This is a genomic window from Nonomuraea sp. NPDC023979 (assembly GCF_040639085.1).
Classification (GTDB): Bacteria; Actinomycetota; Actinomycetes; order Streptosporangiales; family Streptosporangiaceae; genus Nonomuraea; species Nonomuraea ceibae.
Genome location: NZ_JBEZZG010000027.1, coordinates 22,932 through 46,657, shown reverse-complemented (window position 1 = coordinate 46,657; position 23,726 = coordinate 22,932). Strand labels below are relative to the sequence as shown.

The window sequence follows — 23,726 nt, the reverse complement described above, 5'->3', positions numbered from 1 at the left end:
CTGACCTGGGTAGACGGACTGGTGGAAGAGCCTGCCCGACCGACCTGGGACCGACGATGCCGCACGACATGCCCGCGACCGCCTTCTGGATCGAGGCCGGGTTCGCGCACGGCGAGCCCCTTCAGGAGCTGTACGGGGAGCGGCTGGCCGCCTGGCGGACGGCGTTCGCCGCCACCGGGGACGAGCCGGAGGCGGGCGGCGTCGGGCTCGACCCGGTGCACTACGCGCTGGCCGCCTGGGAGCTGGCCACCGGCCCGGTCGCCGACCCGCCGTACGTGCGCCGCCATCCGCGCGTGCTCGACGCCACCTGCCACCGGCCGGAGGGCACGGCGCTGCTGCTGGCCGTGGTCGAGCTGGCCGCGCCCCAGCAGGTCGAGCTGCCCGGCGGCTGGCAGGACTGGCAGCCCCCGGGCACCTCGACGGGCGGCTCGACGGGCAGCTCGACGGGCAGCTCGACGGGCAGCTCGATGGCCGCTGACCAGTCGTTCGCCGTGCCTCCGTACGACCGCAAGGCCGCGCTGTGGTCGCTGGAGCTGCGGCTGCCGCTCGACACCGGCCGGCTGCCGGTGCCAACCCGGCCGCGCGCGGGCGGGCTGCCGAACCTGGGTGACGCGCAGGCCGCGCTGGAGGCGCTGATCGCCGAGCTCAACGCGCACGTGTGGCCGGTCATCGCCGCCCTGGAGAGTTAGTTAGGGTTCCTGCCCCTCAAACCAGAAGCAGTGGCATCACGAGTTGGTTTCGGACCTTGACCGCGCCGATTCCGCCGCCTACGGTCCCATTCAAAGTTAGGAGTCTTTACTAACTCCCCGGCTCATAGGAGACCTCCGTGCGCTTCGTCCCTCTCGCGGTGGCCGGGTTACTGGCCCTGTCGCTGACCGCATGCACCGCGGGCAAGGAGGCGCCGCCGTCGCTCGGCGCCCAGCCCAAGCCCACCGCGAGCGGCACCGGACCGGCCGCCGCCGCCCTGCCCCCCGCCACGCTGGAGCTGTGGCACGGCTTCTCCACCGACGTCGAGACGAAGGCGTTCGAGGAGGCCGTCGCCGCCTTCACCGCGAAGTTCCCGCAGATCAAGGTCGTGACCAAGAAGGGCATCCAGGACGACCAGATCACCCAGGCGATCCGCGGCGGCAAGGCGCCCGACGTGGCCGCCTCGTTCACCACGGACAACGTCGCCCAGTGGTGCAAGTCCGGCGCGTTCCAGGATCTGACCCCGGTCATCGAGCAGGACGGCATCGACCTGACCGTGCTGCCGGCCGCCTCCCGCGCCTACACCGAGTTCGAGGGCAAGCGGTGCACGATGCCGCTGCTCGCCGACGCGTACGGGCTCTACTACAACAAGGCGCTGATGAAGGGCGAGCAGCCGCCGAAGACGCTGTCGGAGCTGACCGAGCTGACCAAGAAGCTCACCGTCCGCGACGCCGACGGCACCATCAAGGTCGCCGGGTTCATCCCGAGCTTCCAGTACTACGAGAACTCCCCCAGCCACCTCGGCCCGATGGTCGGCGCGAAGTGGTACAACCCCGACGGCACCTCGGCGATCGGCTCCGACCCGGCGTGGAAGCAGCTCCTGCGCTGGCAGAAGGATCTCGTCGACTGGTACGGCTACGACAAGCTGGAGAAGTTCCGCAAGGGCCTGGGCGACGAGTGGGGCGCCGAGCACCCGTTCTTCGAGGGCAAGGTCGCCATGGTGCTCGACGGCGAGTGGCGCAACGCCATGATCGCCGCCGATCCCGACGCCAAGGACATGGACTACGGCACCGCGCCGCTGCCCGTCGCCGACGACAAGCCCGAGCTGTACGGCAGCGGCTTCACCGCCGGGACCGTGATCGGCGTGCCGCGCGGCGCCAAGCACCCGCAGCACGCCTGGGAGCTGGTCAAGCACCTGACCACCGACACCGAGTCGCTGGTGACGCTGTCGAACGCGCTGCGCAACGTGCCCACCACCAAGGCCGCCATGGAGCACCCGGACCTGGCCAGGGACGCCAACTTCAGCACGTTCCTCGACATCTTCGCCCACCCGAAGACCTCGACGCTGCCCGCGAACGTCAACAGCGTCTTCAACCAGGACGCCTTCTCCACGTTCCTCACCCAGTGGGAGAAGGGCGCGGTGAGCGACCTCGACGCCGGGCTGGCCGGGGTCGACAAGCGGATCAACGACAAGCTGAAGCTCGCCGGAGGCTGAGATGGTCTCCACCCGGATCGCGCCACCGCCCCGGTGGTGGCGCGGCGAGGGCGCCCGCGCCCTGCTGTGGCTGTCGCCGTGGCTCGTCGGCGTGGCGCTCTTCTTCGTCTACCCGCTGCTGTCCACGGTCTACTTCTCCTTCCACCGCTACGACCTGTTCACGCTGGAGTTCATCGGCCTGGACAACTACCGTTACGCCTTCTCCGACCCCCGCGTGCTGCAGTCGGCGCTCAACACGCTGTGGCTCGTGGTGTTCATGGTCCCGGCCCAGGTGGTGTTCGCGCTCGGCGTGGCGCAACTGCTGGCCAAGCTGAAGAGCGGCGGCGGCGTGCTGCGGACGATCTTCTACCTGCCGTCGCTGGTGCCGATGGTGGCCGGCACGGTCGCCTTCGTCTACCTGCTGAACCCGGCGACCGGCCCGGTCAATCAGGCGCTGGCCCGGCTCGGGATCACCGGCCCCGACTGGTTCGGCAGCGCCGCGTGGGCCAAGCCCAGCCTCACCCTGCTCGCCCTGTGGGGCGCGGGCAACACCATCATGATCTTCCTGGCGGCGCTGCTCGACGTGCCCAGGCACCTGTACGAGGCCGCCGCGATCGACGGGGCGGGCGCCTGGCGGCAGTTCCGCAGCGTCACGTTGCCGGTCATCTCGCCGGTGCTGATGTTCTCGGCGGTCACCGGGGTGATCTACGCGGTGCAGTACTTCACCCAGGCGATGATCGCCTCCCGGGTGGCGTCCGGGGCGACCGACTCGGCCGGCACCACGTTCACCCCGGGCTACCCGGACGGCTCGCTGCTCACGCTGCCCCAGCACCTGTTCCACACCGGGTTCCGCGACTGGTCGATGGGGCTGGCCTGCGTGCACGCGCTGCTGCTGTTCGTGGTGGCGATGGGCTTCACGCTGGTGCTGCTGCGCCAGTTCGGCCGGGCGGAGGCGGCGTCGTGACGCGCAGGCGCACGCTGATGTGGATCGCCCAGCACGCGCTGGCCATCGCGCTGGCGCTGATGTTCCTCGGCCCTGTCGTGTTCGTGGCGCTGACCGCGCTCATGACCGACGAGCAGGCGCTCACGAGCGAGCTGTGGCCGCGGCAGTGGAACTGGGCCAACTTCGCCGACGTGTTCGCCCGCTCCGAGCTGCTCACCTGGACGGTCAACACCTTCCTGTACGCGTCCCTGGCGACGCTGTTCATGCTGGTGTCGTCGGTGCCGGCGGCCTACGCGCTGGCCAGGTTCCGGTTCCGGGGGCGCAGGGCGGCGTTCCTCGTGGTGATCAGCGCGATGATGCTGCCTCCGCAGGTCGTCGCGGTGCCGATCTACCTGGTGTGGGCGCGGCTGGACCTGACGGACTCGCTGTGGCCGCTGATCCTGCCGATGCTGTTCGGCGACGCGTTCTCGATCTTCCTGTTGCGCCAGTTCCTCATCACGATCCCGCGCGACTACACCGACGCGGCCCGGGTGGACGGCTGCTCGGACGTGCGGATCCTGTTCACCGTCATCCTGCCGATGGCCCGCCCGGCGATCGCGGCGGTGGCGCTGTTCTCGTTCTTCTACTGCTGGAACGACTACTACGGGCCGCTGCTGTACGCGGGGGTCGACCAGGAGGGCTGGACCCTGTCGCTGGGGCTGGCCACCTTCAAGGCGTTCCACAGCGTGCAGTGGAACCTCACCATGGCCGCCACCCTGCTGGTGACGGCGCCGGTGATCATCGTTTTCCTCTTCGCCCAGCGGGTCTTCATCGAGGGCGTCACATTGACGGGAGTCAAGGGTTGAAACTCGCCGTGGTCGGGGGCGGCTCGACGTACACGCCGGAGCTGGTGGACGGGTTCGCCCGGTTACGGGATGAGCTGCCGCTGACGGAGCTGGTCCTGGTGGATCCGGCCGCGGAGCGGCTGGAACTGGTGGCGGGCATGGCCCGCCGGATGCTGCGCGCGGCCGGGCACCCGGCGACGGTGACCGCGACCGGCGACGTGCGCGAGGGCGTCGCCGGGGCGGCGGTCGTCCTGCTGCAGTTGCGGGTGGGCGGGCAGGCGGCCCGCGCCTCGGACGAGACGCTGCCCTTGCAGTGCGGCTGCGTCGGCCAGGAGACGACGGGCACGGGCGGCCTGGCCAAGGCGCTGCGCACGGTCCCGGTGGTCCTGGACCTCGCCCGGCAGATCCGCGCGCACGCGCCCGAGGCGTGGATCGTCGACTTCACCAACCCGGTGGGGATCGTCACCCGGGCGCTGCTGGACGCGGGGCACCGGGCGATCGGGCTGTGCAACGTGGCGATCGGCTTCCAGCGCCGCTTCGCCGCCATGCTCGGCGTCGAGCCGTCGCGGGTGGCGCTCGGCCACGCCGGGCTCAACCACCTGACGTGGGTGCGCGCGGTCTGGCTCGACGGGGAGGACGTGCTGCCGGACCTGCTCCGCGAGCGCGGCCAGGAGATCGCCGCCGACGTCGGGCTGCCGCGGGCGCTGCTGTCGAGGCTCGGCGCGGTGCCGTCGTACTACCTGCGCTACTACTACGCCCACGACCTCGTCGTGGCCGAGCAGCGCGCGGAGCCGCCCCGGGCGGCGCAGGTGGCCGCGATGGAGCAGGAGCTGCTGCAGTTGTACGCCGACCCGTCGGTGGACGCCAAGCCGGAGCTGCTGGCACGGCGGGGCGGCGCGTTCTACTCCGAGGCGGCCGTCGCGCTGATCGCCTCTTTGCTGGGCGACCGGGGCGACACCCAGGTCGTCAACGTGCGCAACGGCGGCACGCTGCCGTTCCTGCCGGACGACGCGGTCATCGAGGTCCCGGCCAGGATCACCGCCTCCGGGGCCGAGCCGCTGCCCGTCGCCCCGCTGGAGCCGCTGTACGCCGGCCTGGTCGCGCACGTGTCGGCGTACGAGACGCTGGCCCTCGGCGCCGCCCTGTGCGGCGGGCGCGACCGGGTCACCGACGCGCTGCTCGCCCACCCGCTCGTCGGCCAGGAGCACCTGGCGCGCGAGCTGGCGGGGCTGCTGGAGGCCGCCGGATGAGGACGATCCTGGCGGTCGACGGCGGCAACAGCAAGACCGACCTCGCGCTGGTCGCCGAGGACGGCGCGGTGCTCGCGACCGGCCGGACCGGCCCGTTCGTGCCGCAGAGCGCCGGGGTGGACGTCGCCGCCGGCGTGGTGGAGCGCGGCGCGCGGGCGCTGCGCGACGGCATGGCCGCGCCGTACGCCGACGTGATGGCCGCCTTCCTGGCCGGGGCCGACTTCCCCGCCGAGGAGGACGCGCTGCGCGCCGAGTTCCTGGCGCTCGGCTGCGCGGGCGAGGTGTCGGTGGCCAACGACACGTTCGCGGTGCTGCGCGCAGGCGCGTCGAGGCCGTGGGGCGTCGTCGTCGTGTGCGGGGCCGGGATGAACGCCGCGGGCGTCTCCCCGTCCGGCGAGGTCGCGCGCTTCCCGGCGCTCGGCAGGCGCAGCGGCGACTGGGGCGGCGGCGAGGACCTGGCCGACCGGGTGCTGTGGCACGCCGCCCGCATGGAGGACGGCCGCGGCCCGGCCACCGCGCTGGCCGACCTGGTCGTCACGCACTTCGGCACGGCGAGCGTCACGGAGGTGGTGCTCGCCCTGCACTTCGGCGAGCTGGACCCGGCCCGGCTGCACGAGCTGGTGCCGGGCCTGCTCGCCGTGGCCGGCGACGGCGACGCCGTGGCCAGGGGCGTGGTCGCGCGGCAGGCCGAGGAGGTCGCGGTGATGGCCACGGTCTGCCTGGACCGGCTCGGCCTGCTGCGCACGCCCGCCGAGGTGGTGCTCGGCGGGAGCGTGCTGACCGCGCGGGACCCGTACCTGCATGGGATGATCGAGTCCGCGATCGGCGTGAGCGCGCCGGACGCGAGCGTCGTGGTCAGCACCCTCCCCCCTGTCGCGGGCGCCGCCCTGGCCGGACTCGACCTGCTCGGCGCGGCCGAGACCGCGCGGACCCGTGTTCGCGATCACTTCAGGAGGAGCGGATGAGAAAGCTGATCCCCGCCGCGCTCGCGCCGGCTCTGCTGGTGACCATGCTGGCGACGACGAACGCCAACGCCCAGGCCGCGTCGCCCGCGCACGTCCGGGTGGACCAGGTCGGCTACTGGCCGGAGGAGGCCAAGCACGCCTACCTGATGACGCGGCAGCGGGCCGCCGGGCGCTTCACCGTGGTCGACCACCGGGGCCGGGTGGTGCTCACCGGGCGCGCCGGCCGGGACCGGGGCGCCTGGAACAGCCGCTACCCGCACGTCCACGACCTCGACCTGTCCCGGCTGCGCACGCCCGGCCGCTACCGGGTCAAGGCGGGCGGGGCGACCTCGGCCGAGTTCGAGATCGCGCCGAAGGGCGACACGGCGGCCAAGGTGGTGGGCTTCTTCGGCCTCCAGCGCGACGGCGCCGAGGCGACGCGCAGGCCCAGCCACCTCAACGACCGGGCCGCCACGGTCTACGACTGGCCCGAGTTCACCGGACCCGACACCGACCAGGTCAAGGGCGAGCTGAAGAAGATCGGCGGGCCGGTCGACGTCGAGGGCGGCTGGTTCGACGCGGGCGACTATCTCAAGTTCACGCACATCCTGGCGTACGTGGACACGCTGCTGTGGGCCGCCCAGCGGGACGGCGAGGTACGCGGTTCCGCCCTGCGGGCCGAAGCCACCCACGGGCTGAAATATCTGGACAAGATGTGGGATGAGGAGTCGAAGACCCTCTACATCCAGGTCGGCATCGGCGCCGGCAACGCCGAGGGCACGTTCGTCGGCGACCACGACGTCTGGCGCCTGCCCGAGGCCGACGACGGCGACACCGCCGAAGGCCACCACTTCATCCGCAACCGCCCGGTCTTCCGCGCCGCCGCCCCCGGTACGCCGATCAGCCCCAACCTGGCCGGGCGCACCGCCGCCGCCTTCGCCCTGGCCGCCCAGCTCGAACCCTCGCTCGAACGCGCCCGCGAGCTGCTGGCCAAGGCGGCCTCCGTCTACGGCATGGCCAGGACGACCGGCGTGGACCGGCTGGTGACCTCCCTGCCGCACGCCTTCTACCCCGAGAGCGTCTGGCGCGACGACATGCAGCTCGGCGGCGCCGAGCTGGCCCTGGCCGCGCAGCGCCTGGGCGACCCGCGCGCCGGGCGCTGGCTGGCCGACTCGGCCCGCTGGGCGCGCGGCTACCTCGACGAGGAGCAGGGCGACACGCTCAACCTGTACGACGTGAGCGCGCTGGCCCACGCCGACCTCCTCAAGGCCATGCGCGCGGCGGGCGCCGGCGGGCTGGCCGTCACCGAGGCCGACCTCGTCGCCGGGCTCCGGGCGCAGCTCGACCTCGGGACGCGCCGGGCCGCCGCCGACCCGTTCCGCGCCGGGGCGCGCTACGACGCGTTCGACTCGGTGCCGCACGCCTTCGGCCTGGCCGCCACGGCCCGCCTCTACCGGTCGGCGACCGGGTCGCGCGCCTACGACGCCTTCGGCACCCAGCAGCGCAACTGGGCGCTCGGCGCGAACCCGTGGGGCGTCTCCTTCGTCGCCGGGGTGGGCAAGCGCTCGATCGCCTGCCCGCACCACCAGATCGCCAACATCACCGGCAGGCCCGCCACCGGCGCCGTCGTCAACGGGCCCAACGACGCGAAACTGTTCGAGGACGGCCTCGGCGGGCACTTCGAGGAGATGCCGCCCTGCCCCGCCGACGGCAAGGACCGCTACGAGCGCTTCACCGGCCACGGCAGCCGTTTCGCCGACGACGTCCGCTCCTGGCAGGCCTCCGAGCCGGCCGACGATTTCGCGGCCATCGCCCTGTACGCTCTCACGTTGACGTCAACGTGACGCCGACGCGGGAGGTGACGTGAAGCCGCCTGTCCACGGCACTCCGAGGCTGATGCGCGCGATCAACGACCGCGCCGCGCTGCGCATCCTGCTGGAGAAGGGCCCGCTGACCCGGCCCGAGCTGAGCGAGCTGACCGGCCTGTCCAAGCCGACGGCCTTCCAGCTCCTGGCCCGGCTCCAGGAGGCGGGCCTGGTGGTCAGCGACGGCGTCCGGGCGGGCCAGCCCGGCCGCACCGCCGAGGTCTACCGGGTCAACGCCGCCGCCGCGTACGTGGCCGCGCTCGACGTCACGCCGGAGCGGATCGACGTACAGGTGGCCGACATCACCGGCGCGGTCGCCGGCGAGGCCCGCTGTCCCGCGCCGTCACCGGCGGGCGGCGACCTGACCGCGCGGTTGCGGGCGGCGGTCGAGGCGGCGCGTCCGCCCGGCCCGCTGCACCGCGTCGTCATCGGCGTGCAGGGGGCCGTCGACCCCACGACCGGGCGGCTCGACTACGCCACCGCCGAGGACATGCCCGGCTGGCAGATCCCCGACCTGGTGCCGACGCTCACCGCCGGTCTCGGCGTCACCGTCGACGTGGAGAACGACGTCAACCTCGTCGCGCTCGCCGAGCAGGCGCACGGCGCTGCGGCCGGCTGCCCCGACTTCGTGCTGCTGTGGGCGGGCGAGGGGCTGGGGGCCGCGCTGGTGATCGGCGGGCGGCTGCACCGCGGCTTCTTCGGCGGCGCGGGCGAGATCGGCTACATGCCCATCCCGGGCGCGGCCACCGCCCGCGACGGTGGCGGCAGGTTCGGTCACCACGGCTACCAGGCGCTGGCCGGCGGGCCCGCCGTGCAGGACCTGCTGCGCTCCTACGGCGTCCACGGCGCCGACTTCCACGAATCGGTCGCCGCCGCCGTGCGCCTGGCGGGCGGCACCGGGCGGGCCGCCGAGGAGGCCGCCGCCGGGCTGCGCACGGTGGCCGCGCGGATCGCGCTCGGCCTGGCGACCATCGCCTCGGTCGTCGACCCGGGGCTCGTCGTGCTGGCCGGGAGCCTGGTGTCAGCCGGTGGCGAACGGCTGCGCGACCTCGTCGAGCGCGAGTTGCGGGTGCTCGACGCCGAGCGGCTGCGGGTGCTGCTGTCGGCCGTCGAGGGCAACCCAGTGCTGGTCGGGGCGATGGATCTGGCGCTCGCCCGGGTGCGGGACGAGGTGTTCGGCCATGCCGCCCGCGACGCGCCGCCGGCGGCGGGCCGTTGATCTTTCCCGGGAACCGTGCGGTGAAAACCAGGTGACATTTCACCGCACATCCCGGAATGCTGGGCACGGTCGATGAGTTTTGTCAGTGGCGCCGGTCAGTCTGTACATGTCCGCATCTTCATGTGAGACCGACGGCCGGGACACCGGCCCTGACCGCTTTCCGCCCCACGACCCCGAACGAGGTACCGTGTCCAGCCGACTGCTCGATCCACCCGCCACGCCCGCGGCCACCAGGAAAGGCCGCACGCCGCCCGTGATCCGGCTGCTGGTGCTGGCCACCTTCGTGGTCATCCTCAACGAGACCATCATGATCAACGCGATCCCCCGGTTGATGACCGCGCTGCACATCACCGAGCAGACCGCGCAGTGGCTCTCGACGGCCTTCATGCTGACCATGGCCGCGGTGATCCCGATCACCGGCTGGTTCCTGCAGCGGGTGTCCACCCGCAGCGCCTATGCCACCGCGATGGGGTTGTTCCTGGCCGGCACCGCGCTGGCCATCGTGGCGCCGACGTTCGAGGTGCTGCTGGGGGCCCGGATCATCCAGGCGGCCGGCACCGCCGTCATGATGCCGCTGTTGATGACCACGCTGATGAGAGTGGTGCCCGAGGAGGACCGGGGCCGCGTGATGGGCAACGTCACGCTGGCCATGTCGGTCGCGCCCGCGATGGGCCCGACCGTGTCCGGCATCATCCTCCACTTCGGGTCGTGGCGCCTGCTGTTCGCCGTCGTGCTGCCGATCGCCGCCCTGATCACCTGGGGCGGGCTCAAGCGCCTGGAGAACGTCGGCGAGAGCCAGGTGAGCAGCATCGACTGGCTCAGCGCCGTCACCGCCGCGGCCGGCTTCGGCGGCCTCGTCTACGGGCTCAGCCGGTTCGAGGGCGGCGACGCCCGGGTGGCCTCCGCGATCGTGGTGGCGGGGCTCGTCACCATCGGCGTCTTCGTGCTGCGCCAGCTCTCGCTGCAGAAGCGCGGCGTGCCGCTGCTCGACCTGCGCACCCTGCGCCACCGCACCTACACGGTCGCGCTGATCATGATGTCGGTGGCCTTCATGGCGATGCTCGGCTCGATGATCCTGCTGCCGCTCTACCTGCAGAGCGTCCGGGGGCTCAGCGCCCTGGAGACCGGCCTGCTGGTCATGCCGGGCGGGCTGGCGATGGGGCTGCTCGGACCGACCGTCGGCCGCATGTTCGACCGGTTCGGCGGCCGGGTGCTCGTCGTCCCCGGCGCGATCGGGATCATGCTCGCGCTCGCCGGGTTCACGCAGGTGTCGATGACCATGCCCTATTGGCAGGTGCTCGGCCTGCACGCGCTGCTCATGGTGAGCCTGGCGGCGACCTTCACGCCGGTGTTCACGCTGGGGCTCGGCGCGGTCCCGCCGCCGCTCTACTCCCACGGCAGCTCGATCCTGAGCACGCTGCAGCAGGTCGCCGCCGCGTTCGGCACCGCGCTCGTCGTCACCGTGATGAGCGCGCGGGCCGAGACGCTGAAGGCGACCGGGGTCACCGACACGCTCGCCGCGCTCGGCGGGATGCGGCTGGCGTTCGTCATCGGGGCGGTGCTGTCGGTGGCCGTGGTCGCCACGGCCCTGCTCCTGCCGGCCCGCGCCGCCAACAGCGGCGGCCACCAGCCCGTCGGCCACTGACGGCGGGCCCGCGCCGGCAGTTGGCCGGCACTGGCAGCGGGCCGCACGCCGGCTGGGCCTTACGGGGCCAGGCCCAGCTCGGCCGGGATCAGGGCCACCAGCCCGGGACCACCTCGACGTCCTCGCTGCGGAGGGCGTCGAGCCACACCGGGTCCCGCAGCAGCCGCGCCTCCCACGTGCGGACGACGCCGTCGGGGCCGGTGACCGCGTCCTCGCTCGACGGATGCAGGAACAGCTCGCTGGCGCCCTCCGGCAGGGCGGCGAGCCGGCGCAGGTAGTCGTCCCGGAGCCGCTCGTAGCCGCCCAGGTCGGCGGCCGTGCGCCGGTTGGTGGCGATCGTCCGGGGGATGGCGACGCCCAGGGCGTCGGCGTACGCGACGGCCCGCTCGTGCGCCGCGGCCAGCGGGGGCGGCAGCGGCCCGCCGAAGTACGGCTCCGGGTCGCGGGGCAGCCGGAAGGCGAGGCCGTGGCGGGCGCACCACTCGAGCGCCTCGGCCAGCCATGACCTGCCGTGCAGCCCGTACAGGGTGCCGGCGTGCGAGTCGGCCGCGACGGGTGCGGCGCCGCGCTCGCGCATCCAGCGCAGTTGCGCGTCCGCCTCGCCGATCACGTCGCCCGCCTCGCCGCGCGCCCCGAGCACCGTCGGGTCGTCGCTGAGCGTGCCGTCGGGGTCGGCGAGGCTCGCCCCGCCGTTCAGCGGCCGCCAGCGCGGGAGCCCGCGCTCGCTGGTGAGCGTCACGTGCACCCGGGGCACGACGCCGAGGTCGCGCACCCGGGCGGCGGCCCGATCGGCCTCGGGCGAGACGCAGATGAGCGTCGTCGCGCTGACGTGCCCCTCGGCGAGCAGGCCGGCGATGACGTCCGTCGTCCCGGGCTCCCTGCCGAGGTCGTCCGCCGTGATCACCACCCGCCGCCTCACGGGGAACGCTCCCCCGCCGCCTCGCCCGCCGGGCCGGTCTCCAGGGGAACCGTCTCCAGCGGGACCGAGACGAAGCGTGCCGCGACCGCGCCGGCGGCCGTCAGGGCGAACGGGTAGACGCACAGGTAGACGCGGAAGGCGAGGCCCGGGTCGGCGCCGGGGTCGTCGCCCGAGTTGTAGCCGAAGAAGACGCCCAGCGAGGTGAGCGCGAGCCCGGTCACGATCCCGTTGAGCCGGCCGAAGAACCCGAACGCCGACAGGAAGAGCCCTTCGCGGTGCTCCCCGTTGCGCACCGCGTCGGCGTCCAGGACCCGGGCGACGATGAGGTCGTTCGTGGCGAGCATCCCCGACCAGCCGGCTCCGACGAGCACCCCGGCGGCGATGGCGGTGACGAGGTCGGTGGCGAGGAACAGGGCGGCGAAGCCGGCCGCGAGGACCGCGAAGGCGAGCCGCCAGGCCCGCAGGGCGCCGCGCCTGGCCACGACGCGCGTCCACACGACGAGGCCGCCCGCCGTGACGAGGATGACGATGCCCTGGAGGTAGAGGGCGTTGCCGACGGGCAGCCCGAGCGAGTAGCGGACGTAGAGCTGGATGCCGGAGAGCACGAGCGCCATCGCGATCCCGTAGCAGGCCCCGGTGAGCCCGACCGTCCAGAACATCCGGTTGCGCACGATCGACCACACGCTGGGCAGCAGCCGGGGCCGCTCCCGGGTGGAGTAGCGGGGCCGCTCGCGCGCGCCGAGCGCCATGAACGCGATGACGGCGAACGCGATCACGCCGTAGATGATCGCGGTGGTCCGGAAGCCCTCGGTGCTGTCCTCGGTGCCGAACACGCCGGTGGTGAGCACCGGGGTGACGGCGAGCGAGATGACCAGGGCGACGAGCTGGAAGCCCTGGCGCAGGCTGTTGGCGACCGCCCGGTCGCGCTCCTTCGGGTAGAGCTCGGGCAGCAGCGCGCCGTAGTTGGCGTTGAGCATCGAGTCGAAAGCCTCGCACAGGATCGCGAACACCGCGAACCACAGCACGAGCCCGATGCCGTCCAGCGACTCCGGCGCGGAGAAGAACGCGATCATGCAGGCGGCGAGCATCGGCGCGCCGGCGAGCAGCCAGGGCCGGCGCCGGCCGTACCGGGTCCTGGTGCGGTCGGAGAGGTGGCCGAGCAGCGGGTTGTCGATCGCGTCGATGACCGCGTAGATCACCATGACCGCGCCGTACGCCCGGACGTCGAGCCCGAGGATGTCGACGTAGAAGAGGATCATCGATCCCTTGATCATGTTGATCGGGATGGACGTGCCCAACATCCCGATGGCGTAGCGCCACGCGGGTGTCCGCGCCGGGGCGGAGGCCGTGCCGGGCTGGGCCACGCGATCACCTTCCTTGCCGCGCCGGGCGGCGGCTGCCGGTCCGGTTGCGGTGATGCTTGCCGGTGATCTCGGGCGCGTCAAGACCGGATCCGGCAACGAATCGGCCTACGGGCTCGGGCGCGGACCGATCAGTAGAGTAATGTTCGGTAGCTGTGGGATCTGTGAGTGACAAGCCGGTCGCGTACCGGCAGAGCCGGTTCCGTACGCCGCCCGGGGCCGCCGAGGTTCTGCTGGTGCGGCACGGCGAGTCCGAGCCGGCGCGCCCGGACCGGCCGTTCCCGCTGGTGGACGGCCACGGCGACCCGGAGCTCGCGCCCGAGGGCCGCGAGCAGGCCGAACGGGTGGCGCGGCGGCTCGCCGCCGAGCGCGTCGACGCCGTCTACGTGACGACGCTGCGGCGCACCGTCCAGACCGCCGCGCCGCTGGCCGCCCGGCTCGGCCTGACGCCGGTCGTGGAGCCGGGGCTGCGCGAGGTGCACCTGGGCGAGTGGGAGGGCGGCCTGTTCCGGCGGATGGTCGCCGAAGGGCATCCGGCCGCCCGGCGGATGACGGCCGAGGAACGCTGGGACGCGATCCCGGGCGCTGAGCCCGCGGCGGCCTTCTCCGGCCGGGTCCGCGACGCGCTCGCCCGGCTCGCCGCCGCCCACCCGGATGGGCGGATCGTCGTCGTCACCCACGCCGGGGTGATCGCCGAGGCGCTGGCCCAGGCCACGGGGTCGCGGCCGTTCGCGTTCCTCGGCGCGGACAACGGGTCGGTGTCGCACCTGGTCCTGACCGGCGCCCGCTGGGTCCTGCGCCGCTTCAACGACACCGCGCACCTGGAGCCGGGGTTCACCACCACCGCGACCCTGCCTGCCTGAGCCCCCTCTCCCCTCAGGGGCGAGCGTTCCGTTCAAGACCGCGCGCCGCCGGGCGGCCGATACTGCGCCCATGTCTGAACGGACCTTCACCCCCGCCCTGGGCCGCCTCGGCCTCACCCGGCTGTACGACCCGGTGCTGCTCGCCCTCACCCGGGAACGGCTCTGGCGCCGCCTGGTGGCCGCGCAGGTGGCGCCCCGGCCGGGCGACACGATCGTGGACGTCGGCTGCGGCACCGGCACCCAGGCGCTGCTCCTGCACCGCCTCGAACCCCAGGCCCGGATCGTCGGCGTCGACCCCGACCCGGACACGCTGGCGCTGGCCCGGCGCAAGTCCGGCGACGCCCCGCACGCCCCGCGCTGGCTGCTCGGCATGGGCGACGCGCTGACCGAGCTCATCGCCCCCGGCTCCGCCGACACCGCCGTGTCGAGCCTGGTCCTCCACCAGTGCCCGCTGCCGATGAAACGGGCGATCCTCGCCTCGGCGCACGCCGTCCTGCGGCCCGGCGGCAAGCTGGTGATCGCCGACTACGGGCTGCAGCGGACCGCGCTGATGCGGCTGGCGTTCCGCGCCGTGCAGCTCGCCGACGGGCGGCAGGACACCCAGCCCAACGCCGACGGCGTGCTGCCCGCGCTGATGACCGGCGCGGGGTTCGATGACGTACGGGAGGCCGCCGTGGTGCCCACGGTGACCGGCTCAATCTCCGTGTACGTCGCCGCGCGGGGCTGACCGGCGCACCATCGGGACCACGGCTGCCGGGGTGAGCCCGATCATCTCGCGCAGCCGCCGGTGGAAGTGCGCCTGGTCGGCGAAGCCGCCGTCGACCGCGGCTTCGGCGATCGAGCGTCCCTCGCTCAACGCCCTGGCCGCCCGCGTGAGGCAGCGCCAGATGCGCCAGCGCGCGAGCGGCATCCCGAGCTGCCGCACGGCCAGGGCGCGCAGGCGTTGCGGGGACAGCCCGGCCTCGGCCGCCGCGGCGGCGACCCGTACGTCCGGGCGGGCCAGCGCCTCCATCGCCGCCAGCAGCCTGGGGTCGAGCGCGCCGGACGGCCGGCCGGCGAACCGCACGTCCTCCTCCCGCAGCCCGCGTAGGTCGCCCGCCACCGTGACGCCGGTCCCGCAGCGGGCGCGCAGCACGGCGGCGAACGCGCACTGCGGCTCCACGAACCAGGTGCGCAGCCCGGCCGCCGCCGGCATGCGGTGGCGCACCAGGGGCGGCACGATCACCGCCGCGCCCCGATGGCAGGCGCCCGACTCGTCCACCACGACCGCTTCGCCCACGTCGGCGGCGGTCACCTGGTAGGCGGCGTGCCGATGCTCGCCGACGCCCGCCGACGGCCCCCGGTAGAACGCGTACCCCTCGCCGATGACGAACCGCCCGGCTACCGCTTCCACGACAGCGCAGCCTATCCGCGACCCCGCCGGGGGCGGCTCAGGCGGTTGCGGCCAGGGCCTCGTGCCAGCGGGCGGTGTCGGTGTACTGGTGCAGCCAGGAGATCCGGCCGTCGGTGACACGCCACAGATGGGCGAACTCCGCCTCGTACGCGCGGCCACTCCCGCGCGACGCGCCCCGGTAGGAGCCGGTGACCACCACCAGGCCGTCGGCGGTCTCGTGCCAGCTCTCGGCGTAGGGCGCGGTGTCGTACGCGGCGAACACCGCACCCCACACCCGGACCAGCGTCTCCTCCGGCCCCTCGAACGCGCCTCCCGCCCCGCACGGCATCCCCGGCGCGGTGCGGGCGCGGAACTCCGGATGCAGCAGCGCGAGGATCGCGCCGCCGTCGCCCGCCTGGGCGGCGCGGTAAAAGCCTCGGACGACCTCGGACGCCGTGGACATGCGGACTCCCTTTGTAGATGCGATATTCTAGAACGCACTCACCATTATTACCGGAAGGTACACCGCGTGGGCAGAGCAGCCAAGTTCGACCGCGACCAGATCCTCGACGCCGCCCTGGCCATCACGGCCGCCGACGGCCCCCCGGCCGCCACCATGGGCGCCGTCGCCGCCCGGCTCGGCGCGCCGACCGGGTCCCTGTACCACCGGTTCGGCTCCCGCGACCTCATGCTCGCCACCCTGTGGATCCGCACCGTACGGAGCTTCCAGCGCGGCTTCGTCGACGCGCTCACCGCCGGCGACGCCCGCGAGGCGGCACTGCACACCCCCCGCTGGTGCCGCCGCCACCCCGCCGAAGGCGCCCTGCTGCTGCTCCACCGGCGCCACGACCTGGCCGCCCGATGGCCCGCCGAACTCGGCCCCGACCTCGCCACCCTCAACGCCGAAGTGGGCGACGCCCTGGACGCCTACACCGCCCGCCACCCGGGCGTGGACCGGGAGCGCCTGACCTTCGCCACGATCGACGTCCCGTACGCCGCCGTCCGCCGCCACCTCCTGGACCACCGCCCCCCGCCCGCGACGGTCGACACCCTCATCACCACCACCTGCGACGCCCTCCTCCCACCCCCCGCCTGATGCCCGGCCCACACGCCCTCCTCCCAGTCACCCCAGCCCCCACCTGACCTCCAGCCCACACCTCTGACGCCGGGAGGCACGCTGCGTTAGGGGTGACCTCCGCACGGAGTGGCCCCGCACGAGATGACCGCACGGGATGACCGCACGGGATGACCGCACGGAGTGCGCCCCGCACAGGGTGCGCCCCCCGGGGTGCGCCCCCCCGGGGTGCGCCCCACGGGGTGCGCTCCGGCACGGGGTGCGCCCCTGCACGGGGAAGCTCCGGCCTGGGAGGCCCGCACGAGAAAGGCCCCACGCGGGGAAGCTGCGCCCTGGGAGGCCCGGGTGAGGAGCCCCCTGACGGGAAGGCCCCTCACGGGAAGACCCTGCACGGGGGGTGCGCCCCTTACACGGGGTGGGCCCCCGCTCAGGGCGGGCCCGGCGCGGGATGCGCCCCGCACAGGTGCGCCCGGCTCGGGTGCGCCCAGCCCGGGGGGACGGCCTACGGAGGGCGGGCGGCTGGTGGCCTCGGCGGGGAAGCTGCGGGGGACGAGCGTTCGGGCCCGTGCGGAGGGGTCAGAGCGCGGCGGCGAGGCGGGTGAGGGTTTCGGAGGTGGGTTCCGGGCGGGCGTGGCGGTGGCCGGTGCCCGCCCAGAGGTGGATGAGCCGGGTGTCGCCGGCGGCGGTGGCGGCCTTGCGGAGCGGGCTGGTGAGGTGGTGCAGGGCGGGGTAGCCGGGCGGGGCGACGGCGTCGTAGCGGTCGGTGAAATGGTTGCGCAGGGCGCGGGCGGGGCGGCCGGTGAAGGCGCGGGTGACGACCGTGCCGTCGAAGGCCGGGTCGGTGAGGGCGTTCTTGTGCGGTTCGGAGGCGCCGCTTTCGTGGGTGCGCAGCAGGACGGTGCCGACCATGACGGCTTCGGCTCCGGCGCGCAGGGTGGCGGCCACGTCGGCGGCGGTGGCGATCCCGCCCGCACCGATGATCGGGAGGCCGCCGACAGCCTGGCGTACCTGGGCGATCAGGTCGGGGAGGGTGACGGGCGGCGGCGGCGGCGGGGTGGCCGGGGTCAGGGTGGCGGAGTGGCCACCGGCGGCGGGGGCCTGGACGATGAGCGCATCCACGCCCGCGTCGGCGGCTGCGCGGGCCTCGTCGGCGGTGGTGACGGTCTGCAGGACGGTGGTCCCGGCGTCGCGCAGGGCCGTGACGGCCGCGCTGCCGGGCAGGCCGAAGGTGAACGACACCCACGGGACGGGGTCGGTGACGAGCAGGTCGAGCTTGTCGGCCCAGTGGTCGTCGTCCTCGATCGGGTCGGCGGGCAGGGTGAGGCCGTACGGGTCGGCCTCGCGCCGCACCTCGGCCGCGTACGCGCGGTAGGCCGCCGGGTCGACGGGGACCGGGTTGGGGGCGAACACGTTGACGCCGAACGGCACGCCCGCCGCGCGTACCGCCTGGATCTGGGTGGCGAGCAGGTCGGGGCTCTTGTAGCCGGCGGCGAGGAACCCGAGGCCGCCTGCGCGTGCGGCGGCGACCACCAGGTCGGGGGTGCTCGGTCCACCGGCCATCGGCGCGGCGAGGATCGGCAGGCCGGCTCCGAGGTGGGACAGCAGAGCGCTCATGCCCGCATTGTCCCCGCACCGCCCCCCAACCCCAGGCCCGGGGGTCAGGCCCCGCTCCGAAGTGGCGCGAACGCGGGCGCGGAGTCGGGGGTTGAGGCGGGCATGGGCGCCGGGCGAAGGCCGGTTCCGGCGGCGGATTCCGAGGGCGAAGGCGGCCCTGGCCTCGGAGAGCGCAGTCGGAGGCGAGGGGGACGGACCCGGGCGTGGGGACGGCCCGAGCGGGAGCGGACCCGGGCGAGGCGGGCCCGGCGAGGGTGGGGTTAGAAGGGGTAGGGGCGGGGGGTGTCGCGGGTGGTGATCCATTGGAGGTCGCAGAACTCCTCGGCGGCGAAGCCGAGGCCGAAGCGGCCCCAGCCGCTGTCCTTGACGCCGCCGAACGGCATGTGCGGCTCGTCGTTGACGGGCTGGTCGTTGACGTGCACGATGCCGGCTTCCAGGGCGGCGGCGAGGCGGAGGCCGCGGCGGGGGTCGGCGGTGATGACGGAGGCGGCCAGGCCCAGGTCGGAGGCGTTGGCGCGGGCGACCGCCTCTTCGGCGGTGTCGACCACCTCCAGGATCACCACCGGCCCGAACGTCTCGGCCTGGGCGAGCTCGGCCTCGGCGGGGACGTCGGTGAGGACGGTCGCCGGGTAGCAGGGCGGGCGCGGGTGGCCGCCGGCGAGGACGCGGGCGCCGAGGGCGACGGCCTCCTTGACGCGGCGGTCGAGCAGGGCCAGCGCCCATTCGTTGATGACGGGGCCGACGACGGTGGCGGGGTCGGCCGGGTCGCCGGTGGGCAGCGCCGCCGCCCTGGCCGCGAAGCGGGCGGTGAAGGCGTCGGCGAGCGGGCGTTCGACGTAGACGCGGCGGGCGCACATGCACACCTGGCCCTGGTGGACGAAGGCGCCGTAGATGGCGGCGTCGACGGCGTGGCCGAGGTCGGCGTCGGCGGCGACGATGAGCGGGTTCTGGCCGCTGAGCTGGAGGACGAGGCGTTTGAGGTGGCGTCCGGCCTTCTCGGCGAGGCGGCGGCCGGTGGCGGTGGAGCCGGTGAAGTTGACGCGTTTGACGTGCGGGGAGGCCAGCAATGCGTCGCCGACGGCGGCGGCTTCGCCGGGGGCGTGGGTGACGACGTTGAACGCGCCGGCGGGCAGCCCGGCCTCGTGCAGGATCTCGGCCCACAGGGCGCCGCCGGTGCGGGGTGACTCCTCGGAGGGTTTGAGCACGACCGTGTTGCCGAGGGCGAGGGGCCCGATGCTCGCCCGGCCGCCGAGGGCGAGCGAGGAGTTCCACGGCGCGATGGCGCCGACGACGCCGACGGGGCGGCGTACGGCCATCGCCTGGGTGCCGGGCAGGTCGGAGGGCAGGAGTTCGCCGGTGGGGCGGTAGGCGAGCTGGGCGGCCTGGCGGAGCAGCCGTACGGAGAAGTCGATCTGGACGTCGCCGAAGTGGCGGCCGCAGCCGGTTTCGGCGGCGAGGGCGGCGGCGACCTCGGCGCGGCGGGCGAGCAGGAGGTCGGCGGCGCGCAGGAAGATCTGCTGGCGTTCGGCGGGTGGCAGGCGGGACCAGCCGGGGAAGGCGCGGTGGGCGGCGTCGACGGCGCGGTCGGCGTCGTCGGCGTCGCCTGCGGCGACCGCGCCGAGCACCTCGCCCGTCCAGGGCGAACGGTTGGGGTAGGAGCGGCCGGACCGCGCGGCGGCCCACTCGCCGTCGATGAAATGACCGGTGAAGCCGCCCGTGCCGTCGCCCGTGGGACCGCCGGTGCCGGTGCCCTGGGCGGGCCGGGCGCTCTCGCTGTGCATGGAGCCCCGCTCTCCTTGCTCGGATGTGTTCGAACCTGCGAAACGCTGGAACTATATTCCAACCGTGACCGCTGACGATTCCGCCCGCCCCCGGGCCGCCACGGGCGCCTCCGCCACGTTCTCGGTGTCCCTGGAGCGCGGGCTGCGCATCCTGTCCGCCTTCACGGCGGACCGTTCGGTGCTGGGCATCGCCGACCTGGCGCGGGTCGTCGGGCTGAACAAGAGCACGACCCACCGGTACGTGACGACCCTGGTCAAGCTGGAGTATCTCCGCCAGGACCCGGACAGCAAGAAGTACTTCCTCGGCCCCAGGGTGGTGGACCTGGGATTCGCGGCGATCGACTCGATGGAGCTCACGGGGGTGGCCGCGCCGCTGCTCCAGGCGCTGGCCGACGAGACGGGCTGCACCGTGAGCATGGGCCTGTGCGACGGCCCGGACGTCGTGTACGTGGACCGCAGGCGCAGCGGCCGGCGCAGCGCCCTGGCCATGGATCTCAACCTGCACGTGGGCTCCCGGCTGCCCGCCTACTGCACGTCGATGGGCAAGGTGCTGCTGGCGTACAAGGATCCGGCGGCGCTGCGGCAGATTCTGGACCGGACGGAGATGGCGCGGCGCGGCCCGAGGACGATCACGAACCGGGAGCAGCTGATCGCGGCGCTGGCCAAGGTGCGGCAGAGCGGCGTGGCGGTGAACGACGAGGAGCTGGCGCCGGGGCTGCGGTCGTTCTCGGCGCCGGTGCGTGACCGGACGGGCGAGGTGGTGGCGGCGGTGAACGTCGCGGTGCACCTGACCATCGCGCCGACCACGCTGGAGACGCTGTCGGGGCGGCTCGAACCGCCGTTGCGCCGCACGGCGGCCGAGATCTCCCGCCGCCTGGGGTACCGCCCGAACGGATAGCGCGTTCGGACCAGGAAAATCGCGTTCGAACCCGTGAAACAGAGTGTTGCTCTGGTGCTGACGCGGCCGTACGGTCGCCTCAACTTCCCGCCACCGCAGGTCAGCGCCGTCCCCCGGCGACGAGGTGGCCGAGCGAACCACCCCCAGAGCGAGCGCGGTGCTCGCGGCCCCCTCATGCCCGCCGAGCACCGTCGACACAAGGAGTTTGGCGTGAGCGACACCTCAACGGGCGGCCTGAACCGCCGTTCCTTCCTCAGAGCGGCCGCCGCGCTCGGCGGGACGTCCCTGGTGGGCGCGTGCGGCGGGCTGAAGGGCACCGGCGGCTCGTCCTCCGACGTCCTCAAGATCGGGTACGTGAGCCCGCAGACGGGTCCGCTGGCCGGGTTCGCCACCGCCGACAACTTCGTGGTCAAGCAGATCCAGGAGGCGCTGCGCAACGGCTTCACCGCGGGCGGAGTGAAGCGGCGGATCGAGATCGTCGTCAAGGACACCCAGTCGAACGCCAACCGCGCCACGGAGGTCACCCGCCAGCTCATCAACAGCGACAAGGTGGACCTGATCGTCGGCTCGTCGACGCCCGACACCACCAACCCGGTCGCCGACCAGTGCGAGGCCAACGGCATCCCGAACGTGACCACGATCGCCCCCTGGGAGGCGTGGTTCCACGGCCGGGGCGGCAAGGACGGCGAGGGGTTCACGTACACGACGCTGTTCTTCTTCGGCATGAAGGAGTTCGCCGACTGCTTCTTCCCCATGTGGGACCGCATGGGCGTGACCGGCAAGAACGTGGCCGCGCTGTGGCCGAACGACACCGACGCCAACGCCTTCCGGCAGGGGCTCGGCCCGATGATGAAGAAGTCCGGCTACACGCCGGTCGACGGCGGCGCGTACCAGAACGGCGCCACCGACTTCACCGCGCAGATCGCGGCGTTCAAGGAGGCCGAGGCCGAGCTGTTCACCTGCGCGCCGATCCCGCCGGACTTCCAGACGTTCTGGAAGCAGGCCAGGCAGCAGGGGTTCAGGCCGAAGCTGGCCACGGTGGCGAAGGTGATGCTGTTCCCGTCCGAGGCGGAGGCGCTGGGCGATCTGACGGACAACATCGCCACCGACTTCTGGTGGAGCCCGGCGCACCCGTACGCCTCGACGCTGGACGGCCGCAGCGCCAAGCAGCTCGCCGACGACTTCGCCGCCGCGACCGGCAAGCAGTGGACGCAGGCGCTGGGCTCGGTGTACTCGCTGTTCGAGATCGCGGTGCAGGCGTTCAAGGAGGCGGACGACCCCAAGGACCGCGACGAGGTGGCGGCGAAGCTGCGCGGCATGAAGATCGAGTGCATGAGCGGCAAGCTGGACTTCACCGCCGGGCCGCAGCCGGGCATCGCGATCCAGCACCCGGTGGGCGGCCAGTGGCGCAAGGGTGAGCGCTTCCCGTGGGACGTGGTCATCGTGGACAACTCCGCCAACAAGGACGTTCCCGTCGGCGGCGACCTCCTGCCCACCAACCCGTGATGGCGGCGCTGTTGCGGCTGGACGGCGTCACCAAGAGCTTCGGCAGGGTGACCGTCGCCGAGAAGCTGACGCTGTCGGTCGAGGCGGGCGAGGCGCTGGGGATCGTCGGCCCGAACGGCGCGGGCAAGTCCAGCCTGTTCGCGATGATCTCGGGTGATCTGCGTCCCGACGGGGGCGCGGTGTGGTTCGGCGGCCGGGAGGTCACCGGCGCGCCGCCGTACGCGCGCACCCGGGCGGGCATCGGCCGCACCTACCAGGTGCCCAGGCCGTTCGAGCACCTCACGGTGTTCGAGAACGTGCTGGTCTGCGCCCACCAGGGCGCTGGCCTGCGCGGCGGCCGGGCGCAGGCGCACGCCATGGACGTGCTGGAGCGCACCGGGCTGGCCGCGCTGGCCAACACCCCGGGCGGGCGGCTCACGCTGTTGCAGCGCAAGCGCCTGGAGGTGGCCAGGGCCGTGGGCACCGCGCCCCGGCTCCTGCTGCTGGACGAGGTCGCGGGCGGCCTGACCGAGCCGGAGGTGGCCGAGCTGGTCGCGGTCGTACGCGGCCTGCACGCCGACGGGCTGGCCGTGGTCTGGATCGAGCACGTGGTGCACGCGCTGGTCAAGACCGTGGGCCGGATGGTGTGCCTGGCGGGCGGGGCCGTCGTCGCCGACGGTGAGCCGATGCGGGTGCTGGCCGACCCGAAGGTGCGCGAGCTCTACCTGGGCGGCGGACCCGAGACCGAGACGACCACCGGTGAGGAGGAGCGGCCGTGACCCTGCTGTCCATCCGCGACCTCACCGTCCACCACGGGCAGTTGCGCGCCGTGGACGCCCTCAGCCTGGAGGTACGGCAGGGCGAGGTGCTGGCGATCATCGGCGCGAACGGCGCGGGCAAGTCCACGCTGCTGCGCGCGCTGGCCGGGCTGATCCTGCCGACGTCCGGCACCATCGGCTTCGCCGGCCGCGACATCACCCGGCTGCCCGCCCACAGGCGGGTCTCGGCGGGGATCGCGCTGGTGCCGGAGGGGCGCAGGCTGTTCCGCTCCCTCACCGTGGAGGAGAACCTGCTGGCCGGCGGCTACCGGCGCCGTCCCGGCCCGTGGACGCTCGGCGCCGTGCAGGCGCTGTTCCCGTGGATGGCCGAGCGGCGCGGCCAGAACGCCGCCCAGCTCTCGGGCGGCGAGCAGCAGGCGGTGGCGATCGGCCGGGCGCTGCTGGCCAACCCCGACCTGCTGCTCATCGACGAGCTGTCGCTCGGCCTCGCGCCGGTGATCGTGCGCCGCATCTACGAGGCGCTGCCGGAGATCGTCGGCGCGGGCACCACCGCGCTCATCGTCGAGCAGGACGTCTCCCAGGCCATGCGGGTCGCCGACCGGGTGCACTGCCTGCTCGAAGGCCGGTCCGTGCTGCACGGGCGGCCCGGGGACCTGACCGCCGAACAGGTCGAACACGCCTACTTCGGCCTCGACGCCCGGCCTGCCGGCCAGGAAGGACACGACTGA

22 protein-coding genes are annotated in these 23,726 nt (G+C 73.7%); 16 read left to right on the top strand and 6 right to left on the bottom strand.

The window, feature by feature from the left end:
- Positions 1–56: 56 nt before the first annotated feature.
- The 9 genes from AB0G11_RS35140 (at position 57) to AB0G11_RS35100 (ending at position 10,851) form a co-directional block, all read left to right on the top strand.
- A complete protein-coding gene (locus tag AB0G11_RS35140; RefSeq protein ID WP_357591031.1) occupies positions 57–689 on the top strand; it encodes a hypothetical protein in 633 nt (210 codons plus the stop codon).
- A gap of 137 nt (positions 690–826) precedes the next feature.
- Positions 827–2,182: an extracellular solute-binding protein gene (locus AB0G11_RS35135; protein ID WP_357591029.1), complete on the top strand. Its 1,356-nt coding sequence runs from the start codon at positions 827–829 to the stop codon at positions 2,180–2,182.
- A 1-nt stretch (position 2,183) separates the two neighbouring features.
- On the top strand, positions 2,184–3,125 hold the full coding sequence (locus tag AB0G11_RS35130) for a sugar ABC transporter permease (protein WP_219513192.1): 942 nt from the start codon (positions 2,184–2,186) through the stop codon (positions 3,123–3,125).
- The gene (locus tag AB0G11_RS35125) at positions 3,122–3,949 is read left to right on the top strand and encodes a carbohydrate ABC transporter permease (protein WP_308126096.1); all 828 of its coding nucleotides are present in this window, start codon (positions 3,122–3,124) and stop codon (positions 3,947–3,949) included. Before AB0G11_RS35130 ends, AB0G11_RS35125 begins: the two co-directional genes overlap by 4 nt.
- Positions 3,946–5,178: a 6-phospho-beta-glucosidase gene (locus tag AB0G11_RS35120; RefSeq protein ID WP_357591027.1), complete on the top strand. Its 1,233-nt coding sequence runs from the start codon at positions 3,946–3,948 to the stop codon at positions 5,176–5,178. Before AB0G11_RS35125 ends, AB0G11_RS35120 begins: the two co-directional genes overlap by 4 nt.
- Positions 5,175–6,143 (top strand): BadF/BadG/BcrA/BcrD ATPase family protein, encoded by a 969-nt coding sequence (locus tag AB0G11_RS35115; RefSeq protein WP_357591026.1) that lies wholly within the window; start codon positions 5,175–5,177, stop codon positions 6,141–6,143. Before AB0G11_RS35120 ends, AB0G11_RS35115 begins: the two co-directional genes overlap by 4 nt.
- Positions 6,140–7,966, top strand: a complete 1,827-nt coding sequence (locus AB0G11_RS35110) for a glycoside hydrolase family 9 protein (RefSeq protein WP_357591024.1) — start codon at positions 6,140–6,142, stop codon at positions 7,964–7,966. Before AB0G11_RS35115 ends, AB0G11_RS35110 begins: the two co-directional genes overlap by 4 nt.
- Positions 7,967–7,985: 19 nt before the next feature.
- Positions 7,986–9,206: an ROK family transcriptional regulator gene (locus tag AB0G11_RS35105; RefSeq protein WP_357591022.1), complete on the top strand. Its 1,221-nt coding sequence runs from the start codon at positions 7,986–7,988 to the stop codon at positions 9,204–9,206.
- Positions 9,207–9,393: 187 nt separating this feature from the next.
- Positions 9,394–10,851 (top strand): MDR family MFS transporter, encoded by a 1,458-nt coding sequence (locus AB0G11_RS35100; RefSeq protein ID WP_308126095.1) that lies wholly within the window; start codon positions 9,394–9,396, stop codon positions 10,849–10,851.
- Positions 10,852–10,939: 88 nt separating this feature from the next.
- Here the strand turns inward: AB0G11_RS35100 and AB0G11_RS35095 are convergent, their stop codons facing one another.
- Together AB0G11_RS35095 and AB0G11_RS35090 are read right to left on the bottom strand one after the other, a co-directional pair.
- Complete coding sequence (locus AB0G11_RS35095; RefSeq protein WP_357591020.1) at positions 10,940–11,770, bottom strand: ChbG/HpnK family deacetylase; 831 nt, start codon at positions 11,768–11,770, stop codon at positions 10,940–10,942.
- Entirely contained in the window at positions 11,767–13,134 is a 1,368-nt protein-coding gene (locus AB0G11_RS35090; RefSeq protein ID WP_357591018.1) for an MFS transporter, read from the bottom strand. Before AB0G11_RS35090 ends, AB0G11_RS35095 begins: the two co-directional genes overlap by 4 nt.
- 161 nt (positions 13,135–13,295) lie before the next feature.
- On the opposite strand from AB0G11_RS35090, the gene AB0G11_RS35085 reads away from it, so the two are divergent.
- Both AB0G11_RS35085 and AB0G11_RS35080 read left to right on the top strand, forming a co-directional pair.
- On the top strand, positions 13,296–13,994 hold the full coding sequence (locus AB0G11_RS35085; RefSeq protein ID WP_357591017.1) for a histidine phosphatase family protein: 699 nt from the start codon (positions 13,296–13,298) through the stop codon (positions 13,992–13,994).
- 70 nt (positions 13,995–14,064) lie between these two features.
- Complete coding sequence (locus AB0G11_RS35080; protein ID WP_357591015.1) at positions 14,065–14,721, top strand: class I SAM-dependent methyltransferase; 657 nt, start codon at positions 14,065–14,067, stop codon at positions 14,719–14,721.
- On the opposite strand, the gene AB0G11_RS35075 is transcribed toward AB0G11_RS35080, so the two are convergent.
- Positions 14,689–15,387, bottom strand: coding sequence for a helix-turn-helix domain-containing protein (locus AB0G11_RS35075; RefSeq protein ID WP_357591013.1), 699 nt, complete (start codon positions 15,385–15,387; stop codon positions 14,689–14,691). The genes AB0G11_RS35080 and AB0G11_RS35075 overlap by 33 nt on opposite strands.
- 37 nt (positions 15,388–15,424) lie before the next feature.
- Positions 15,425–15,829 (bottom strand): nuclear transport factor 2 family protein, encoded by a 405-nt coding sequence (locus tag AB0G11_RS35070; RefSeq protein WP_357591011.1) that lies wholly within the window; start codon positions 15,827–15,829, stop codon positions 15,425–15,427.
- 66 nt (positions 15,830–15,895) lie between these two features.
- Between AB0G11_RS35070 and AB0G11_RS35065 the strand changes: the two genes are divergently transcribed.
- Positions 15,896–16,462, top strand: coding sequence for a TetR/AcrR family transcriptional regulator (locus AB0G11_RS35065; RefSeq protein ID WP_357591009.1), 567 nt, complete (start codon positions 15,896–15,898; stop codon positions 16,460–16,462).
- Positions 16,463–17,017: 555 nt separating this feature from the next.
- Here AB0G11_RS35065 and AB0G11_RS35060 read toward each other — a convergent pair.
- Both AB0G11_RS35060 and AB0G11_RS35055 read right to left on the bottom strand, forming a co-directional pair.
- Positions 17,018–18,055, bottom strand: a complete 1,038-nt coding sequence (locus AB0G11_RS35060) for a nitronate monooxygenase (RefSeq protein WP_357591007.1) — start codon at positions 18,053–18,055, stop codon at positions 17,018–17,020.
- Between the two features lie 260 nt (positions 18,056–18,315).
- Positions 18,316–19,836, bottom strand: a complete 1,521-nt coding sequence (locus tag AB0G11_RS35055; protein ID WP_357591005.1) for an aldehyde dehydrogenase family protein — start codon at positions 19,834–19,836, stop codon at positions 18,316–18,318.
- Positions 19,837–19,900: 64 nt separating this feature from the next.
- On the opposite strand from AB0G11_RS35055, the gene AB0G11_RS35050 reads away from it, so the two are divergent.
- The 4 genes from AB0G11_RS35050 to AB0G11_RS35035 all read left to right on the top strand — a co-directional run bounded on the left by AB0G11_RS35050 (position 19,901) and on the right by AB0G11_RS35035 (position 23,726).
- Positions 19,901–20,734: an IclR family transcriptional regulator gene (locus AB0G11_RS35050; RefSeq protein ID WP_357591003.1), complete on the top strand. Its 834-nt coding sequence runs from the start codon at positions 19,901–19,903 to the stop codon at positions 20,732–20,734.
- A gap of 210 nt (positions 20,735–20,944) precedes the next feature.
- Entirely contained in the window at positions 20,945–22,240 is a 1,296-nt protein-coding gene (locus AB0G11_RS35045) for an ABC transporter substrate-binding protein (RefSeq protein WP_219516522.1), read from the top strand.
- A complete protein-coding gene (locus AB0G11_RS35040) occupies positions 22,240–22,998 on the top strand; it encodes an ATP-binding cassette domain-containing protein (RefSeq protein WP_357591001.1) in 759 nt (252 codons plus the stop codon). The genes AB0G11_RS35045 and AB0G11_RS35040 overlap by 1 nt, the downstream gene beginning before the upstream one ends.
- Positions 22,995–23,726: an ABC transporter ATP-binding protein gene (locus AB0G11_RS35035; protein ID WP_219516541.1), complete on the top strand. Its 732-nt coding sequence runs from the start codon at positions 22,995–22,997 to the stop codon at positions 23,724–23,726. The genes AB0G11_RS35040 and AB0G11_RS35035 overlap by 4 nt, the downstream gene beginning before the upstream one ends.

What these genes read in the sequence shown, in the direction of transcription:
- AB0G11_RS35140 (WP_357591031.1), top strand. Translation starts at nt 57, where the DNA reads ATGCCGCACGACATGCCCGCGACCGCCTTCTGGATCGAGGCCGGGTTC.
- AB0G11_RS35130 (WP_219513192.1), top strand. Translation starts at nt 2,184, where the DNA reads ATGGTCTCCACCCGGATCGCGCCACCGCCCCGGTGGTGGCGCGGCGAG.
- AB0G11_RS35115 (WP_357591026.1), top strand. Translation starts at nt 5,175, where the DNA reads ATGAGGACGATCCTGGCGGTCGACGGCGGCAACAGCAAGACCGACCTC.
- AB0G11_RS35110 (WP_357591024.1), top strand. Translation starts at nt 6,140, where the DNA reads ATGAGAAAGCTGATCCCCGCCGCGCTCGCGCCGGCTCTGCTGGTGACC.
- AB0G11_RS35080 (WP_357591015.1), top strand. Translation starts at nt 14,065, where the DNA reads ATGTCTGAACGGACCTTCACCCCCGCCCTGGGCCGCCTCGGCCTCACC.
- AB0G11_RS35070 (WP_357591011.1), bottom strand. Translation starts at nt 15,829, where the DNA reads ATGTCCACGGCGTCCGAGGTCGTCCGAGGCTTTTACCGCGCCGCCCAG.
- AB0G11_RS35060 (WP_357591007.1), bottom strand. Translation starts at nt 18,055, where the DNA reads ATGAGCGCTCTGCTGTCCCACCTCGGAGCCGGCCTGCCGATCCTCGCC.
- AB0G11_RS35055 (WP_357591005.1), bottom strand. Translation starts at nt 19,836, where the DNA reads ATGCACAGCGAGAGCGCCCGGCCCGCCCAGGGCACCGGCACCGGCGGT.
- AB0G11_RS35040 (WP_357591001.1), top strand. Translation starts at nt 22,240, where the DNA reads ATGGCGGCGCTGTTGCGGCTGGACGGCGTCACCAAGAGCTTCGGCAGG.